Source organism: Nostoc sp. UIC 10890 (assembly GCF_054786515.1).
In genome coordinates this window covers 3,983,115-4,000,774 of sequence record NZ_JBSGKF010000001.1, presented here as the reverse complement: position 1 = coordinate 4,000,774, position 17,660 = coordinate 3,983,115, and the positions used below count along the sequence as shown (strand labels likewise).

Below are 17,660 nucleotides of genomic sequence, written 5' to 3'. Positions count from 1 at the left end.
GCAATAGTTTGCCGCAGGAATGCAGATGGATTGGATTAGCTTGCTCAAAGCTCAACAAACTGACTTCCTTCAACGTGTGAAAAAACCTAAAACTTATGACTTATCTTTGCTAGAAAGTCAAGTCAAAGGTTGTCACACTGAGATTATGGCCTTTTGGGGCGAGCCTTTGGCTAGACTCCAAGAACTTTCTCGCCAACAAGCAGAAGTTCTCGCCAAAAATCCGCCGCCAACGCCGCCTGAATATCCTGAGCCTCCCGACTGGACAATACCTTTTCCCAAATACTTCCAAGGACAAGCGGAAGATTATCTTTTACGGGAGCATATTGTTGACCGAGTAATAACTGAACGCTTGGGCAAATTGGTAAAAAAGGTATCACAAGATACCTTACAAAACATGATTTTAGATGATGAGGGAAATTTGTGTGGCGAAAGCAAATTCTCTTATGTACTAAAAGATAATCCTCAGCTAAGTGTTCAAGTTTACGTTGCTGATGGAGAAAGTTTTAATGGTATTAAGAAAGACAAAATTCGATGGTCAGTTACTCAAGAAGATTTGAAAAATCACCAAGTATTAATTTTTCTGTGTTTGTTTTATCCATCTACAGGTAAATTAGGTTACGAGAAGCAAAGTGTAATAACAGGTTTTTTACCGACAAATCAACTTGAATTTACTGAACCAAAACTCTATATCACTCCGAGTAATTTGTTTTATGCAGGGGGATTGAGTTGGTATTTAGAATCACTTATTGGCAAAAAAGACACGTCACCAGCAATTAATGAGAGAGCGATCGCAGCGACAATACAGACTCTACCATCAGAGCATTGCCTTAAGAGTATAGTCGGTGACTGGGAATGCTGGCAAACTTTGCAAGGACACAACAGAGGCATTAATTGCCTAGCTTTCAGTTCCGGGTGTAACAATGGCCAGGCCTTACCCATATTGGCAAGTGGTAGTCGTGGAGAGACGAAACTCTGGGATTTAAGCAAGGGTGAATTAATAGAGACATTATCCGAGTATCCTTGGGTAATATCTGGGCTGGTGGATGAAGTGAATTCCCTGGCTTTTAGTTCAGATGGACAGACTTTAGTGAGTTGCGGTGCAGACTCCACAATTAAGCTTTGGCATGTAGGCGCTTTAGACTTAATAGATATTTTGCATAAACATAATGGGGTAGTGCGGTGTGCTGCTTTCACGCCAGACGGCAGAATGTTAGCTACAGGTGGAGATGATAGAAAAATTCTATTTTGGGATTTGATGCATCGTCAGGTTGCGATCGCACTTTCTTTAGATGATACAGCTGCTCATTCCCTGGTTTTGAGTCGAGACGGACAAACTCTGGTGACAGGTAGCTACCGCAAAATCAAAGTTTGGCACACTTCACCCCAGACGGGGATCAAAAGTTTAAAGGATGCACAACCGTTGCATACCCTCATGGGTCATTCTCACATCGTTCGTTCCTTAGCAATCAGTGCAGATGGTAAACTGCTGGTGAGTGGTAGCTGGGATCAAACGATTAAAATTTGGCAATTGGAGACTGGGGAATTACTTCATACTCTCAAAGGACATAGAGATAGAGTATATGCGATCGCTTTAAGTCCCGATGGACAAATTATCGCCAGCGGTAGTGCTGATAAAACCATCAAATTATGGCATCTACAAACTGGGGAATTGTTGGGTACGTTTACAGGTCATGGGAATATAGTCACAGCATTAGCTTTCACAGCTTCCGGTGAGATGTTGGTTAGCGGGAGTTTGGATAAGACAATTAAAATTTGGCAACGCAGTTAAACTAATTCGTAATTCGTAATGACGCTCTTACGTCGCTAACGTAATTCGTAATTGTGGGAAACTGAGGATTTAAGTTAAAGGGTTTGTTGGGTTTTGTTTACGCTCAACCCAACCTACGAATATTCTTAACCGATCTGTTTTTTGACGAAAATTACATATCACAAAGACGCGATAAATCGCCGTCTCTACAAAGAACTGATTATTATAAAGACGGCAATTTATCGCGTCTCTTGCCTTAATCAAACTGTATTGGGCGATCGCACGCCCATAATAAAACTATCCCCTCTATGCTATTTGCTTATGGCGATCGCAATTCAACCCCAACTAACTTTAGACGAGTTCCTCAAACTGCCGGAAACTGAACCAGCATCAGATTTTATCAACAGGGAAATTATTCAAAAACCTATGCCTCAAGGTGAACATAGTTTGCTCCAAGCTACTCTTTGCGAAACAATTAACGGCATAGCTAGAAGTCAAAAAATTGCTTTGGCTTTCCCAGAACTGCGCTGTACCTTTGGCGGCGCTTCTATCGTCCCTGATGTGTCTGTGTTTCGCTGGGATAGAATTCCTAAAACTCCATCTGACAGAATTGTTAATCGCTTTGAAATACATCCCGACTGGGCAATTGAGACTCTTTCCCCAGACCAAAAGTTAAAAAAAGTGTTGAGTAAATTATTTCATTGTTCGCGCAATGGTACTGAACTTGGCTGGTTAATCAACCCAGAAGACGAAAGTGTGCTGGGGATTTTTCCTGGACAGCGGGTGGAATTATACGAAGCTACCAATAAATTACCCATTCTTGAGGGTATGGAATTAGAACTAACTGTAGAACAGGTTTTTGGCTGGCTGAGTTTGACGTAAAAAAGCTTTCCGCAAGGTTGCCTAGAGAAAGTTGGAAAGGATTGTATCTGTAGGTTTATTGTAGAAACTGGGCGGTACAACGCAAAGTCGTGTGTAGCATAAAAATTTGTATGCCGTAAATTTATGGAAAATCAACTAGGATTGGTTCTGAAACTGCTTTTACTCTCGGCTTTGTTATCGGTATTGATTAAGTATGCAGGGCCAAGTCTATCAATTTCGGCGACAGCAACCAACGCGCTAATTATAGTATTGTTGCCGATTGTGATAATGGCGATCGCACTACTGTGGCGATTCCAAGCCCAGAAACAAAATTAACTCAAATCATCTACACACAAGTTACTAAAATCAGCTAACCTAGCTGAATTACAAGAAAATTGCATCTCGCCAACCGTTGGGAGTCAGCCTGTGAACCTCGGTCAATGGATCGGCTTAATCGCCATAGTTCTTTCTTTATACATCCTGTGGCAAATTCGGGAAGTGCTTTTGCTAATGTTTGCCGCAGTTGTCTTAGCCACCACCTTAAATCGGCTAGCGAAACGCTTCCAAAGCTTTGGGATGAAACGTGGATTCGCCGTCCTCCTAGCAGTAGCTATCTTTTTGGCAGGCGTCGTGGGTTTTTTCTGGTTAATTGTGCCGCCATTTGCACAGCAGTTTCAAGAACTAACCAATCAGGTTCCTAAAGGGTTTGAGCGCTTTAATGGTTGGCTTGACGCTCTGAGAACTCGTATTCCGAACGAATTAGTTCCTTATATCCCAGACATCAATAGCCTCATTCAACAAGCACAACCTTTCGTGAATCGGGTACTGGGAAACTCCTTCGCCTTTGTATCTGGCTCTTTGGAAGTAGTGCTCAAGATTTTGCTAGTGTTGGTTTTAACAGGAATGATATTAGCCGACCCACTAGCTTACCGCAAAGTCTTTATCCGGCTTTTCCCCTCATTTTATCGGCGGCGGGTAGAAGGAATTTTAAATAAGTGCGAAGTCTCTTTAGAGGGATGGATTACAGGTGCTTTCATTGCCATGTTTGTAGTGGCGCTGATGAGTCTAGTTGGCTTATCAATTTTGGGTATAAAGGCAGCGCTAGCTTTAGCAATTTTGGCAGGATTTTTGAACTTAATTCCCAACTTGGGGCCGACAATTAGTGTAATTCCAGCAATGGCGATCGCACTGTTGGATGATCCGTGGAAAGTTGTTGCTGTCTTGATTCTGTACTTTGTAATTCAACAGGTTGAGAGTAATTTCATCACGCCAATTGTGATGGCACAGCAAGTTTCTTTACTGCCAGCTGTAACCTTAATTGCCCAACTATTTTTCGTCACTTTCTTTGGATTTTTAGGATTATTTCTGGCGCTACCCCTAACTGTTGTTGCTAAGATTTGGTTGCAAGAAGTGTTGATTAAAGATGTTTTAGATCAATGGGGGAATAGCCATAGAAAGGAAACTGAGTTTGTCATAGTTTCTGAATCTCCTAGAGCAGATGATAATTGGACATCAGAAAATACAGATATTAATGAGAAGCCGTCTATTGATGATGATATTTTGAAACAAGAAGATTAGTCACTCGATTATCTAGCCATTTAAAATTATTCGTGAACAACAAAATCCCCGACTTTTTTAAGAGGTCGGGGATTTTGCAAGACGGCTCAATCTAAAATGCAAAATTCAAAATTAATTGACTGATTCGTGATGGTAATCAGTTCATCAACTATTTGAACCCTATCCAGGGTGTTAAGCTGTCGCGCAGAGATTAGCGACAACATTTCGAGATGAAATTAGGGACTTCCAAATCAAAAAACATCCCAAATTTTCTTGTGGGATGGGTGTCCCCACCACTGGTGTCAACTTAACGCGAAACCGCACATCCGCCAGGGATTTACAATCCCTGGCGGGTGAACAACACCCAATCAGTACGCTATTTTTGGCTTAAGTTGACACCAGTGGCTTTTCGGCCCACCCCACAAAATGGATAATTTATTTCTTGGAAGTCCCTTATGCAAGAGTAACCATAATCTGCGCTCACAAGGAGCAATGAAAATTTCTTTTCCCTATTCACCATTCACCAGGAAGCCTTAGCACTGATAAGATGCGAACAATTGCAGAAATTAACGAGAAAATCAGCCGCCAACGTGCGGTAGTGTTGACAACTGAAGAATTAAAAGCACGAGTTGTAGAAATCGGTGTTACTAAAGCTGCGAAAGAAGTTGATGTAATTACCACTGGCACTTTTGAGCCGATGGAATCCAGTGGTGCAATTATCAATCTGGGACACACTGACCCCCCGATAAAAATTCGCCGCTGCTGGTTAGATGGTGTACCAGCATACTCTGGTTTTGGGGCAGTAGATTTATATTTGGGTGCAAGTTCTGCTGTGGAGACGACGGACGGGGAAGAAGTCCGAGAACGTGGCGGCGGTCATGTAATCGAAGATTTGATCGCTGGTAAATCTATACACGTAAAAGCGCAAGGACAAGTAACAGATTGTTACCCCAGAGCAAATTTTGAAACTACCATTACCAGTGACACAATTAATCAGTTTTATTTATTCAATCCTCGCAATCTTTATCAAAATTTTATTGTTGGTGTAAATGGTGGCGATCGCCCCCTCTTCACCTATCTCGGCCCTTTACAACCGCGTCTGGGGAATGCCGTTTACTCTAATCCCGGTGCTATTTCCCCCTTACTCAACGATCCCGATTTGCAACTCGTTGGTATAGGTACTCGAATTTTTTTAGGTGGCGGTATTGGATATGTCGCCTGGGAAGGCACTCAGCACTTCCCCTTACAAAAGCGTTTAGCTAATCGTACACCGATTGGGCCTTCCGCCACTTTAGCTTTAATTGGTGATGCCAAGCAAATGGATGCTCATTGGGTGCGGGGGTGTTATTTCAAAAGTTATGGGCCCTCATTGATGTTAGGCGTTGGTGTCCCACTCCCTGTATTAAATGAACAAGTAGTTGAACACTGTGCCGTCCAAGATCAAGACTTGGTAGCCCCAATAGTGGATTTTTCCATTCCCCGGCGCGTCCGTCCCACCTTTGGTTTGGTGAGTTACGCCCAACTCAAATCTGGGCGGATCACCATTGAGGGCAAAGCAGTACGCTCTGCCCCCTTAGCGAGTTTGTTTTTTTCTAGGCAAGTTGCCCTAGAGTTGAAAAAGTGGATCGAAGCAGGTACGTTTACCCTCACAGAACCAGTTTCCCCAATTCCAATGGAGCGATCTTTTCTACCCCAAGACCGTCGGACGGATTTTTGATGTTGGGGACTGGGGACTGGGGATTGGGGACTAGGGAGCAGGGGAGCAGGGGAGCAGGGGAGACAAGGGGGACAAGGGGGGATGATTGAACAAGTCTCTCCCTTGTCTCCCCCTCTTCCTTGTCTACCTTGTCTCTTCTCCATACCCAATGCCCAATTCCCCATGCCCAATGACCTACTCTTGAGTCGGTTTTGGTCGCTTGATGGGTTTAGGAGCGGGCGTTCTTGGGATAGGTTTTGACACCACAGAGGTGTCGCCGCCTGCGCCTGTTTTTTTGATAGGACGAGGGGTTTCGCCACTGCGTCTGGGGGGGAATGGTTTTCTACCACCAGCACCACCACCACCGCCAGCACGAGGCCCACCTTTGAATGGTGGTCTGCGTTTTTTGGGCAAGTCAGCGATCGCCTCAGCTTTTTCTACTACCAAAACGTCAGCTTCCCGCTTGGCTTGGAAGTCCCAGAATTTTCCTACTGCTTTGGTGGTCAGCACACCCCTCAATTTCAACTTAAAATATTTGGGTTTATCAGTTGATTTGCGTGGAGCCTGCCTAATTTTGACTACCAAGCTTTTAGCATCAAAAGACTGGTATACTACTTCACCACGAACAGAAAAACCACCATCTACAACTTCTGATGAGGGTTTCAGAGCAATTGTACTTAATTCAGAGTTTTCGGATAAGCCATCATCGGGTTTCTGTAACTCTTGCAACTCAAAATCTGACTCGTCCTCATCTGTTGAGTTTTTAGCCAGATTTTCTGGCTCCCAAACTCCGACGATTTGGATGTGCAAGGTATCATTTTCTTGTCTTGTCCGTGGATATACTACCCACAAGTGTTCTTTTTCTAAGTCTAGGTGATTCTTGACTAAGCTCATAATCCGGCCTAGGAGGACGGCATTGAGTTCTACACCATCTGTGGTCAGCAGCGTACCTTGAGTAAATTGTTCGCTGCTAGCATGATATCGACCCCGGACTAACCCGATCGCTCGGTACTGCATCGGTTCGCTGGGAGGCGGAATCGGTTGCTGTCGATTGGCGAACCCATCATTGGAGTCAGTCTCGGTGGGTTTGACAGGCAAATTTTCAGGTTTAGAGGACTGGGCTGCTATGTGAACATTAGCGGCTGCCTCTACGTTAGTTGGGCCCTGGTTAGAGGCAGAAGAATTGGAGGATTCAGGCAACGGCATCAGGTCGGAATTCATAAAAACTCCTTGCGGCGGAGACACATCCCATTGTGGGATTTTACAAAGGCAGCTGGAAAGAGCATTTGTGCGACTGATGAAAGTATATTGGCTTTTAACAAAGTCACACTAGGTTACTCTACACAATCCTAAAGGCGCTAAATTTAGTGTATAAACACTAAATGTGTAATTTAGCGCCTTTACACTAGTTTCGGAAGCATATCATAGCTACAATTCTGACGGCTCCTCCTAAAGTCATCACTTACTTTAGCAGTGTAGATAGTTAATTGTTATAAAATTCACAGGCAATTGGCGGTATTCCGCAAAGTTTTGGAAATTTTTAACTTTACGATTTGTGTAAATGATCATGTCATTAAAATTCAGGAGAAAGACAAAACTGTGTCTCAACCGCGCAATCGTTGGATAGTTCGAGTCGTCTTGGCAGTGGCAATTCTTGCTTTTGTAGGTGTTTCGGTTATTCCTATAATTGGAGCATTTAATAATACGCCACCCTCAAGCCAGAATACCGCTAGCACCAGAGACAGTTTGCCCTCCGCTGACCAAAAATCAAAACTGGAAGACGTAGTACGGGGTTATGAACAGGTTTTGCAAAGGGAACCAGAAAATCAGACTGCGCTTGAGGGACTATTAAAGGCGCGGCTGCAACTACTGAGTCAAAAAGATAAAAGTGAGGTTAAACCAGCTGATATCCAAGTCGTTATTGAACCCCTAGAAAAGCTAGCGAAGCTGAATCCCGAACAGTCAGAATATTCAGTGCTACTGGCTCAAGCCAAACAGCAAATTGGCGATCGCGAAGGAGCCGCTCAAGCTTATCGTTCGATTTTGTCCACGAAACCGGGCGATTTGAAGGCTTTGCAAGGAATGGTGGCTTTGTTGATCAGTCAGCAACGCCCCGAAGCAGCCATTGGTTTGTTGCAAGAAACCCTCTCTAACGCAGCCCAAGCAAATACAATTCAACCTGGAAGTATTGATACAGTAGCGGTGCAGGTATTATTAGGTTCTGTTCACGCTTCCCAGAAACGCTACGCTCAAGCTAGCTCTGTTTATGACCAGGCAATTAAGAAAGATCCCAAAGATTTTCGCCCTGTTGTGGCAAAAGCAATGCTCTTGAAAGAACAGGGCAAAGACGCAGATGCAAAACCTTTGTTTGATAGTGCCGCAGCTTTAGCACCTGCTCAGTACAAAGACGGAATTAAAAAGGCGGCAACGGCTTCCTCCACGCCTAATCCGGCTCAATCTCCCGCACCTTCGCCGGAAAGTACGCCTAAGTAATGGATGTGGGGCATTGGGCATTGGGCATTGGGCATTGGTTATTAATTCTTCTCCCCTGTTCCCTGCTCCTCTGCCCCCTACTCCCCTACTCCCCTACTTCTTCCCCTCACGCTCCCTCAATGGCAGCGAGGACACCAAAGATTAAAAACAGGCATCCGCCAATAAAGGTGATCTGACGCTCAGAAATGCGTCCGGCTATCATTTTGCCGCCGATAACTGCGATCGCAGCACAAATGGCATGTCCTAAAATTGCACCTATTGTCACTCCAATTGGATTATTACCTGCTGCTAGGGCAATGGTGGCAATTTGGGTGCGATCGCCCCACTCTGCCATAAATGTCAACATAAAGGCTTCTATGACAATTGCCAAACCAGTTTTTTGCTTTGGTAACTGCAAATCTGCTTGTTTCACCGCAGCTTCAGCTTCTTCCACAACTTCTGTATCACAAGCCGCCGCCGACATCTTACTAGCGTCATACAGCAGCTTGATACCAAAGGCAATAAATAAGGCTATTTCGGCGTAATGAATATAAACTTTTGGCAACAAAGATACCACTTGTCCAAATAGCACTGAAAGGATTGTCATCGCAGCTAAAGCAGATGTCGCACCTATAAATACCAGCCGCCGAGGGTGGTGCATTGCCAAAATCACAGCAATAAAAAATGTTTTATCGCCTAGTTCTGAAACTGTAATTAGTAATAAACCTGCGGTAAAAGCTGTTAACACTCTCTCAAGCTCCTGAAGAATCGTTTACCGATGTGAAGCTTGATGAGAACCAAAAGACCTCACCAAGTTTACACGTTTCGGTGTGAACTTAGTGAAGGTCTCGCTTTCAAATATTAATTATTTGCCATCTGAACCAGGCTCATCGCCAGTATGTTGATTCAGATGTACTGGCTTTCAAGTTTTTTTGCCAGCAGCTACTCCCCTTCTATGCAAGATGCATTATACATTTTTTATAAGTATATGTCAAGAGTAGGGAATGAAAAGCATCAATAAATTAATTACCAACTCAATAAATAAGACACTATTTCCTACTTTTCTACTTTCTAGAAAAACCCACATATTTTAATTTTTCTGGCAACCAGTTAAAGAAATCTATCAATAAAGTCAGAGGTGACTTAAATAATCACCTCAACTATTCTTTACTTGTACATGATACCAATTCAAAAAAGTGGATTGATGAATCGATAAATTATGCACAAGGTAATACCAAGTCCTGTGTCATCATGCAAGCCCAACCAATTTTGCGCTTAGTTCCCACATGCGATCGCCTTTGTCGTCATCGCGGGCTTGAGGAGAGACTTTTTGCACAAAGGACTTGCCATCTTTCTTCTGGCGATTTCCCCAACTCCAATAGACACCGGATTGATTATACTCAGGATCGGCAACCACGGCTGCGACCCTTTCTCCCGCCAACTCTTGAGACACATATCCTCCAGTGATGTACTTCTGGAATAAGGGGAAGATTTTCTGAAACAGAGGATAGTGGTTTCTAAATAGCGGCGTTTCTGCAACACATCCCGGATAGAGAGAATTGAAGACGATACCGGTTGACTCGTGATAGCGCTCATGCAGTTCCCGCATAGTTAGCACGTTGCAAACCTTACTGTCCTTGTAAGCTTTGACTGGCTCAAATTTCTTGCCATCAATCATTGCGATCGGCTCTTTAAACCCTTCAGCAAAGCCATTTAGTTCGCCCAAATCGGGACGGGGTGGAATCTTCCCACCCAGTTCGTCTGGATTGTGCGTGACGGTTCCTAAAATAACCAGCCTTGGCTCTAAAGATGACTTCTTCAGATCCTCTAGCATCAGGTTACACAAGAGGAAATGCCCCAGATGATTGGTGGTGACAGTTAACTCGTAACCTTCTGGACTGCGTAACGGCTCCTTGATTAAGGGCATATAAATTGCGGCGTTGCATACCAAAGCATCTAGGGACTTTCCACTGGCTCGGAAGTTCTTCACAAACTGTCGAACACTTTCCAAGGAGCCAAGGTCGATATGTATGCTGGTATAACTGTTGTAAGGGATTTCCACAGCTTGGGCAGCTTTTTGTGCCTTTGCTAAATCCCGACAGGCCAGCACCACATACCATCCCCTTTCAGCAAGAGCTTTTGCAGCATACAGACCCACCCCCGAAGAGGCACCCGTAATTACAACCGTTGGCTTCTGATGTTGTTCCATTTTGTTCGCACTCCATTGACTGTCTCTAGGATCTCACACCAGTGAGCTATGATTATCACCAGCTTTTCAAAGCTGTATTAGGCTGAACGAACCTCGGACTCTAAGTAACAGAGACTAATCTTGGAAATAAAAATGTATAATTATACAAAGAATTTTAAAAAATAATATAAATATAATAATTATTGTGATGGATTAATAAAACTGAAAATTGTATCAATGCAATCTTGACTTTTGCTGTTTTCAAGTATTTTTTCAGATGTATTCAGATGTATATTATTACTAGTGAAAAAAGTATAAGTAAATTTCCTAGCTGTTTAATAATTTATACGCAGTGGATGAGCTTCTACAATCTGTAAAAAAAATTCTACAAGACAAACCTCTCGGTTCAATTCAGTGGTTTGTGCTCTATCAATCATGGTTGGGCAAAACTTACGGTGAAATGGCAGAGGCATCAGGCTATGGTAACAATTACATCAAGGAAGTTGGCTCTGAGTTATGGCAAGACCTTTCCATTGCACTTGGAAAAAGAGTAACGAAAAAAAATTTGCATTTAGCCTTGAAAAAACACCTGGAATATGAGATAGCTGATCCGGAAAATCAGATCCAACAAAAGTTCGGCGAAGAATCTAACTTAGAAATGGTTTCTCCAGACTTTTTTTCAGCAAACAAGATAGAATTTCCTAGCGGCCCTGTAGCACTGGGTTCTCCTCTTTATATCAATCGCCCTCCCCTGGAAGAACTTGTTTGTAACGAAATTTTACACCCTGGTTGCTTAATCCGGATCAAAGCACCTAGAAAGACCGGAAAAAGTTCTCTTCTCAATCGGATGATTGCTTATGCTAGAGAGCAAGATTATCAAATTGTCTATTTGGACTTTCAAGAAGCTGATCAAGACATTTTTGCTTCCCTGGATAAATTTTTGCGTTGGTTTTGTGTCAATGTCAGCAGGCAGTTAAATCTCCTTCCCTGTCTCGATGATTTTTGGGATACAGAAATGGGCAGCAAGGTAAGCTGCAAAATCTATTTTGAAGCATATCTTTTGCAATATATTCATGATAGTCCTGTAGTTTTAGCTTTAAATGAAGTCCATCGGGTTTTTGAACATCCCAATATTGCCCAAGATTTTCTGCCAATGCTGCGATTTTGGCATGAACAAGCAAAGCAAGATCAAACTTGGCAAAAACTGCGGATGGTGGTGGTTCACACAACAGAAATTTATATTCCGCTCAAGCTCAACCAATCGCCTTTCAATGTAGGGATAACAATTACGCTGCCGCCATTTACCCTCAAGCAGTTACAGAATTTAGCATTACGTTATGGACTAAATTGTGCAGCAGACTCCGAAGGTGCAAAACGCCTTGCACCACTACAAGCAATGGTGGGAGGACATCCCTATCTAGTGAGCCTTGCATTTTATCATTTATGTCAAGGGGAAATGACAATGGAGGTATTACTAGAAACTGCATCTACACCAGTGGGAATTTACGGTCAGCATTTACGAGAACTGTTGAGCTTACTGCAAAAAGAACCAGAATTAATGACAGCTATGCAACAGGTAATTGCAACAGATGAAAAAGTGGAGTTAGACGCGATCGCTGCTTATAAGCTAGAAAGCATGGGTTTGGTTCAACTCAATGGCAATCAAGCTAGCGCCATGTGTGAGTTATATCGTCTTTATTTTAGCCAACAGTTTGGAAAGCAAAATAGTGCTAATGCTTCTAGTAAATTTTCCAGCTAGTTTTGAGGGTTTGTAGTAAGCACTTTAGTGCTGATAATTTACTGCTTATATAAAGAAGGACTAAAGTCCTTACTACAAACTTTATTATATGAATTTTATCAACTGTTCCAATACAAGTTTTTTGATTTAGATATAGAACGAATTTAAAATAAATTAAATGAACAATTATCGATACCAAGTTGGTGGCACGCTTACCAGTGACGCTCCTAGCTATGTTGAGCGCAGAGCAGATGTGGAACTTTACGAAGCCTTGAAACAGGGTGAATTTTGTTACATCCTCAGCTGTAGGCAAATGGGCAAATCCTCACTTATGGTAAAAACAAAGCACCGCTTGCAACAAGAAGGCTTTAAATGTGCCACCGTTGATATGACTAATATTGGTTGTGAAAATATAACACCAGAACAGTGGTATAAGGGAGTTGTCGGGGACATCTGGTTGAGTTTCAAACTGTTAGGAAAAGTCAATTTAAAAACCTGGTGGCAAGAACAAAATGATATTTCTCTAGTTCAGAAACTCAGTCGGTTTATTTCGGAAAATCTGTTAGCTCAGTTTCCGAATGAAAGACTATTTATTTTTATTGATGAAATTGATAGTATTCTCAGCCTAAATTTCTCTGTTGATGACTTTTTTAACTTGATTCGATTCTGTTATAATCAACGAGCAATTGATCCAGAATATAATCGAATTACATTTGCAATTTTTGGTGTGGCGACACCTTCAGACTTAATTCTAGATCGAAATCTTACTACCCCATTTAATCTTGGGAAAACCATCCAAATAAATGGTTTTACTTTTGAAGAAGCTCAACCACTATCTTTGGGACTGGATATAAAAGACAATCATCCCCAGAAAGTTTTGAAAGAAGTATTAGGTTGGACAGAAGGGCAACCATTTCTTACCCAAAAGCTGTGTCGCCTACTTGTCAGTTTATCTCAAGATGATACGGGTAGAAAGCTCAAAATTCCCCCTGGCACAGAAGAATTTTGGATAGAAAATGTGGTGCGATCGTACATCATCGAGAAATGGGAATCGCAGGATGAACCGGAGCATTTGCGAACTATTCGCGATCGCATCCTCAGAAACGAACAATTTGCTGCCAGATTGCTAGGAATTTATCAGCAAATTCTCCAAGGAGTAAAAGTACCAGCCGACGATAGTCGAGAACAGGTAGAACTATTGCTCTCTGGTTTGGCGATCAAAAAGCAAGGTTTTCTCCAAATAAAAAACCGAATTTATCAAGAAGTTTTCAATTTAGAATGGGTTGGAAAAAAATTAGCTTACTTGCGTCCCTACTACGAAACCTTCAATGCATGGGTAGCCTCAGAAGAAAAGGATAAATCTCGCCTATTGCGCGGACAAGCTTTGATTGATGCCCAAACTTGGGCACATGGTAAAAGCTTAAGCAACTTAGATTATCGATTTTTAGCTGCTAGTGAAGAATTAGATCGACGAGAAGTGCAGCAAGCATTAGAAGCTGAACGTGCTCAAGAAGTCGAAGCACGACTTGCAGAACAACAAAAAAGGCTGGCTCAACAAAAGAAAGCTGCTACAATAGTGACACTTTTGCTCGTGGGAATGACAATCAAATTGGTGATTTCTATAGTGTGGGGAGTGTCGCTTTTACAAAAGATTGATGCTTTAGAATCACAACTAAAATGTACCCAGATAGGGGATAAGGGCAAAGTAATAAATGCAAATTCTCGCTTAGATGGATGCTGAGTGAATTTTAGATTTTGGATTTTAGATTAAAAGTATGCTAATTAAAGAACGCGGTAGAGTATTCCTTGGACAAGCACTGCTGCAAGCAGATCGTTAATTTTGTAGGTTGGCTTGAAGAAAGTACGATCGCCAACAGAAACGCAGTTCTTCTTAAAGCTACGTATGATGTGAGTTAAAATCCTGATATCTTCAATAATTACTCACACAGACAGCCACCGAAAAAGCGTTGGCAAAGACCACCGTAGGTATCGCTATGCTTCAGTATCCCCATCTCGAACAAGCGCTAAAATATCACTTCGGTTATGACCAATTCCGGCCCGGACAACGGCAAATTATCGAAGATGCGCTGCAAAATCGAGATTTAATGGTTGTGATGCCGACTGGCGGGGGGAAATCTCTGTGTTTTCAGCTACCAGCATTGTTAAAAAATGGACTAACAGTGGTTGTCTCGCCGTTAATTGCTTTGATGCAAGACCAAGTAGAAGCACTGCGAAATAATAATATTAACGCGACATTTCTCAATAGTAGTTTGAATCCTTACAAGGTGCGATCGCGGGAAGAAGCCATCCTCAGCGGTAAAGTAAAATTACTATACGTCGCCCCTGAACGTCTCCTCAGTGAAAGGTTTCTCCCATTTCTCGATTTAGTTAAAGAAAAAATCGGTATTTCTAGCTTCGCTATTGATGAAGCGCACTGCGTTTCTGAGTGGGGACACGATTTTCGTCCAGAATATCGTCAGTTAAAATCTCTGCGGAAACGCTATCCTGATGTTCCTACCGTCGCCCTCACCGCCACAGCAACGGATCGCGTCCGTAGTGATATCATTCAACAACTAGGACTAAAGCAACCTAGCATTCATCTTGCCAGTTTTAACCGTGAAAATCTTTATTACGAAGTTCGTCCTAAAACTAAATATGCTTACGCTGAATTATTAGAACTAATTCGAGAAACGGAAGGTTCGACAATTATTTATTCTTTAACTCGAAAAAAAGTTGATGAATTAACTTTCAAACTACAAAACGATAAAGTTATTGCTCTGCCTTATCACGCCGGATTAAGTGATGAAGAGCGTAGTAGTAATCAAACGCGATTTATTCGAGATGATGTCCGGGTGATGGTGGCAACAATCGCCTTTGGAATGGGAATTAATAAACCCGATGTGCGGTTGGTAGTTCACTTTGATCTGCCCAGAAATATAGAAAGTTATTATCAAGAATCGGGTAGAGCAGGTAGAGACGGAGAACCATCTCGATGTACAATATTTTTCAGCTTTGGTGATGTTAAAACAATTGAATGGAGTATCGATCAAAAAACCGATCCTCAAGAACAGTTGATTGCTAAACAACAACTGCGTCAGATGATAGATTACGCTGAAGGCACTGATTGTCGGCGAACGATTCAACTGGGTTATTTTGGAGAAAGGTTTCCTGGGAATTGCGGTAACTGTGACAATTGTCGTCATCCCAAACCGATGCAAGATTGGACAGTTGAAGCCATGAAGTTTCTATCTTGTGTGGCGCGTTGCAAAGAAAGATTTGGGATGCTACACATAATAGATGTGTTGCGAGGGGCAAAAAAAGACAAAATTCTCCAGTACGAACACGATAAACTTTCTACTTATGGTATTGGTAAAGATAGAACTGTAGATGAATGGCGAATGTTGGGGCGATCGCTTTTACATCAAGGGTTACTAGAACAAACTAGCGATGGTTACTCAGTTTTAAAACTAAATGCCTTAAGTTGGCAAGTAATGCGAAAACAACGCACAGTTTCGCTAGCTGTAACCACAGTGCAAAAGATTACCTGGGAACAGGGGAGCGAAAAAGCAGAAGTCGCAGAAATATTATTACAGAAGTTGCGATCGCTCCGTAAACAATTAGCTGATGAGCAATCTGTACCACCTTACGTGATCTTCCATGATTCCACTTTAAAATTGATGGTACAGGTGCAACCTCAAAACTTAGCTGAATTTGCCAAACTTTCTGGTGTAGGTAGTCACAAACTCGCTCAATATGGCGAAAAGTTTATTACAGAAATTCGCGCCTACCGCCAAGAAAAAGGTTTGCAAAATAAATCTGCTACTTCCGTGTCTTCTCCCAAATCATCTTCTTCGTACACCGAATTACAGACATTACAATTGCATCAACAAGGTTTAAATATTGCTCAAATTGCCAAAAAGCGGAACCTTAGTCCGGCAACAGTTAGCAGTCATCTAGAAAAATTAATTGAGAAAAATCAGCCAGTTGATTTAAATCAATTAGTACCTTTAGAACATCAACAAAAAATTTGGCAAGTTTTAGAAGTACTCGGTGACATTTCCCTCACTCCCATCAAAGAACAACTAGGCGAAAGCTACACTTTTGATGAAATTCGTTTAGTGCGGTGTAAGTGGCGGCGTGAAAATCGCAAGTGATGATTTGCTAAGGACGAGTAATACAAAGCAAAACAATTATTGTTTCATTATGAATGACAATAAAAAAATGAACGAGGGAGAGAAATCAAAACTCGCAAATTTGCCAAAATCAATACACTGCTTTAACTTTATATATTTGCTTTTTTGTATTTCGTTTATTGCATTTGGAGTCAAGTTAATATCTGCACCAAAGATGATTACAACTTTATCTTGTGAGCGAACACCAAAGCACATCAATTGTCAGTTGGCTAATCGAGATTGGTGGGAGTCCTCTGTAAAAATCTATTCTGAATTAGATTTGTGGATGGGCGTAGAAGTTAAGGCAATTCATGATGGTGGAGAGAACCGATATTATGTCAACCCTGTTATTAAACATGGGGAAGACTATCGCATTTCTCGACCCTCATACTGGCAACCAGAAGCACAAAAACTTGCTGACAAAATTAATGCTTTTCTAAACGATTCTCAACAGAAATTTCTGACGCTCACTCAAGACAATTCTAACGCACTTATATTAGGTGGCTGGTTTTGCATTTTATTTGGTGCATTTTGTTTAAGTCTTACTATTTGCTCATATATTTGTTTTTTGAAAAACTAGATAAGGAAGCTAAACTTAAGTCTTATTGATTAAAAGATTAAAGGAGTTAGCCAATGAGTGAGATGCTTAATACAGGAGTACGCTGGACAATTCACGATGTAGAATTGTTCCCGGAAAATGAGGGGACGCGCTACGAGATAGTTGATGGAGAATTATTTATGACCAGGGCACCTCACTTTAAACATCAGCAAACTTGTGGCAAGATTTTTCGACAACTTGATGTTTGGTCAGAGTCTACTGGTTTAGGAGAAGCTGTAATCAACCCCGGCGTTTTGTTTTCAGAATCAGATAATGTGATTCCTGATGTAGTTTGGGCTACTAAAGAAACCTTGGCGCTAACATTAGATGAAGCGGGACATTTTACTGGCGCACCAGATTTAGTAGTCGAAGTCTTGTCTGAGAGTAAGTCAGATGAAAGACGGGATAAGGAAGCAAAACTTAAACTTTATTCTTCCAGAGGAGTAAAAAAATATTGGATTGCTGATTGGCGATCACGTAAACTAGAGGTCTATCGACGCGAACAAATTCAACTTAACTTGGTAACAACCTTATTTAGTAGTGATATTATAAGTTCTCCTTTATTACCTGGTTTTAGCTGTACTGTAAACCAGTTTTTTCCTGTATAAAT

The 17,660-nt window shown here is 41.9% G+C and carries 14 protein-coding genes; 11 read left to right on the top strand and 3 right to left on the bottom strand.

Annotation, left to right across the window (positions count from 1 at the left end):
- Nucleotides 1-19: 19 nt before the first annotated feature.
- The 5 genes from ACWATR_RS16295 (at nucleotide 20) to ACWATR_RS16275 (ending at nucleotide 5,903) form a co-directional block, all read left to right on the top strand.
- A complete protein-coding gene (locus ACWATR_RS16295) occupies nucleotides 20-1,789 on the top strand; it encodes a WD40 repeat domain-containing protein (RefSeq protein WP_460334341.1) in 1,770 nt (589 codons plus the stop codon).
- Nucleotides 1,790-2,089: 300 nt separating this feature from the next.
- Complete coding sequence (locus tag ACWATR_RS16290) at nucleotides 2,090-2,650, top strand: Uma2 family endonuclease (RefSeq protein ID WP_460340451.1); 561 nt, start codon at nucleotides 2,090-2,092, stop codon at nucleotides 2,648-2,650.
- A gap of 123 nt (nucleotides 2,651-2,773) precedes the next feature.
- The gene (locus ACWATR_RS16285; protein WP_460334338.1) at nucleotides 2,774-2,965 is read left to right on the top strand and encodes a hypothetical protein; all 192 of its coding nucleotides are present in this window, start codon (nucleotides 2,774-2,776) and stop codon (nucleotides 2,963-2,965) included.
- 90 nt (nucleotides 2,966-3,055) lie between these two features.
- Nucleotides 3,056-4,207 (top strand): AI-2E family transporter, encoded by a 1,152-nt coding sequence (locus tag ACWATR_RS16280; protein ID WP_460334335.1) that lies wholly within the window; start codon nucleotides 3,056-3,058, stop codon nucleotides 4,205-4,207.
- Between the two features lie 526 nt (nucleotides 4,208-4,733).
- Nucleotides 4,734-5,903: a homocysteine biosynthesis protein gene (locus ACWATR_RS16275; protein WP_069072583.1), complete on the top strand. Its 1,170-nt coding sequence runs from the start codon at nucleotides 4,734-4,736 to the stop codon at nucleotides 5,901-5,903.
- 174 nt (nucleotides 5,904-6,077) lie between these two features.
- On the opposite strand, the gene ACWATR_RS16270 is transcribed toward ACWATR_RS16275, so the two are convergent.
- Nucleotides 6,078-7,103: a hypothetical protein gene (locus ACWATR_RS16270; protein ID WP_460334331.1), complete on the bottom strand. Its 1,026-nt coding sequence runs from the start codon at nucleotides 7,101-7,103 to the stop codon at nucleotides 6,078-6,080.
- A gap of 378 nt (nucleotides 7,104-7,481) precedes the next feature.
- On the opposite strand from ACWATR_RS16270, the gene ACWATR_RS16265 reads away from it, so the two are divergent.
- Nucleotides 7,482-8,375 carry a tetratricopeptide repeat protein gene (locus ACWATR_RS16265; RefSeq protein WP_181927748.1) on the top strand — a complete coding sequence of 298 codons (894 nt, stop codon included), beginning with the start codon at nucleotides 7,482-7,484 and terminating at the stop codon, nucleotides 8,373-8,375.
- A 106-nt stretch (nucleotides 8,376-8,481) separates the two neighbouring features.
- On the opposite strand, the gene ACWATR_RS16260 is transcribed toward ACWATR_RS16265, so the two are convergent.
- Together ACWATR_RS16260 and ACWATR_RS16255 are read right to left on the bottom strand one after the other, a co-directional pair.
- On the bottom strand, nucleotides 8,482-9,102 hold the full coding sequence (locus ACWATR_RS16260) for a TMEM165/GDT1 family protein (RefSeq protein ID WP_460334328.1): 621 nt from the start codon (nucleotides 9,100-9,102) through the stop codon (nucleotides 8,482-8,484).
- Nucleotides 9,103-9,603: 501 nt separating this feature from the next.
- Entirely contained in the window at nucleotides 9,604-10,563 is a 960-nt protein-coding gene (locus tag ACWATR_RS16255; RefSeq protein ID WP_435026586.1) for a protochlorophyllide reductase, read from the bottom strand.
- A 331-nt stretch (nucleotides 10,564-10,894) separates the two neighbouring features.
- Here ACWATR_RS16255 and ACWATR_RS16250 point away from each other — a divergent pair, with 331 nt between their 5' ends.
- The 5 genes from ACWATR_RS16250 (at nucleotide 10,895) to ACWATR_RS16230 (ending at nucleotide 17,658) form a co-directional block, all read left to right on the top strand.
- On the top strand, nucleotides 10,895-12,301 hold the full coding sequence (locus ACWATR_RS16250; RefSeq protein WP_460334324.1) for an AAA-like domain-containing protein: 1,407 nt from the start codon (nucleotides 10,895-10,897) through the stop codon (nucleotides 12,299-12,301).
- A gap of 157 nt (nucleotides 12,302-12,458) precedes the next feature.
- Nucleotides 12,459-14,021, top strand: a complete 1,563-nt coding sequence (locus ACWATR_RS16245; RefSeq protein WP_460334321.1) for an AAA-like domain-containing protein — start codon at nucleotides 12,459-12,461, stop codon at nucleotides 14,019-14,021.
- 253 nt (nucleotides 14,022-14,274) lie between these two features.
- The gene (gene recQ / locus ACWATR_RS16240) at nucleotides 14,275-16,434 is read left to right on the top strand and encodes a DNA helicase RecQ (RefSeq protein ID WP_460340448.1); all 2,160 of its coding nucleotides are present in this window, start codon (nucleotides 14,275-14,277) and stop codon (nucleotides 16,432-16,434) included.
- A 193-nt stretch (nucleotides 16,435-16,627) separates the two neighbouring features.
- The gene (locus ACWATR_RS16235; protein WP_460334318.1) at nucleotides 16,628-17,032 is read left to right on the top strand and encodes a hypothetical protein; all 405 of its coding nucleotides are present in this window, start codon (nucleotides 16,628-16,630) and stop codon (nucleotides 17,030-17,032) included.
- A 53-nt stretch (nucleotides 17,033-17,085) separates the two neighbouring features.
- Nucleotides 17,086-17,658, top strand: a complete 573-nt coding sequence (locus ACWATR_RS16230; RefSeq protein ID WP_460334315.1) for a Uma2 family endonuclease — start codon at nucleotides 17,086-17,088, stop codon at nucleotides 17,656-17,658.
- Nucleotides 17,659-17,660: the final 2 nt, after the last annotated feature.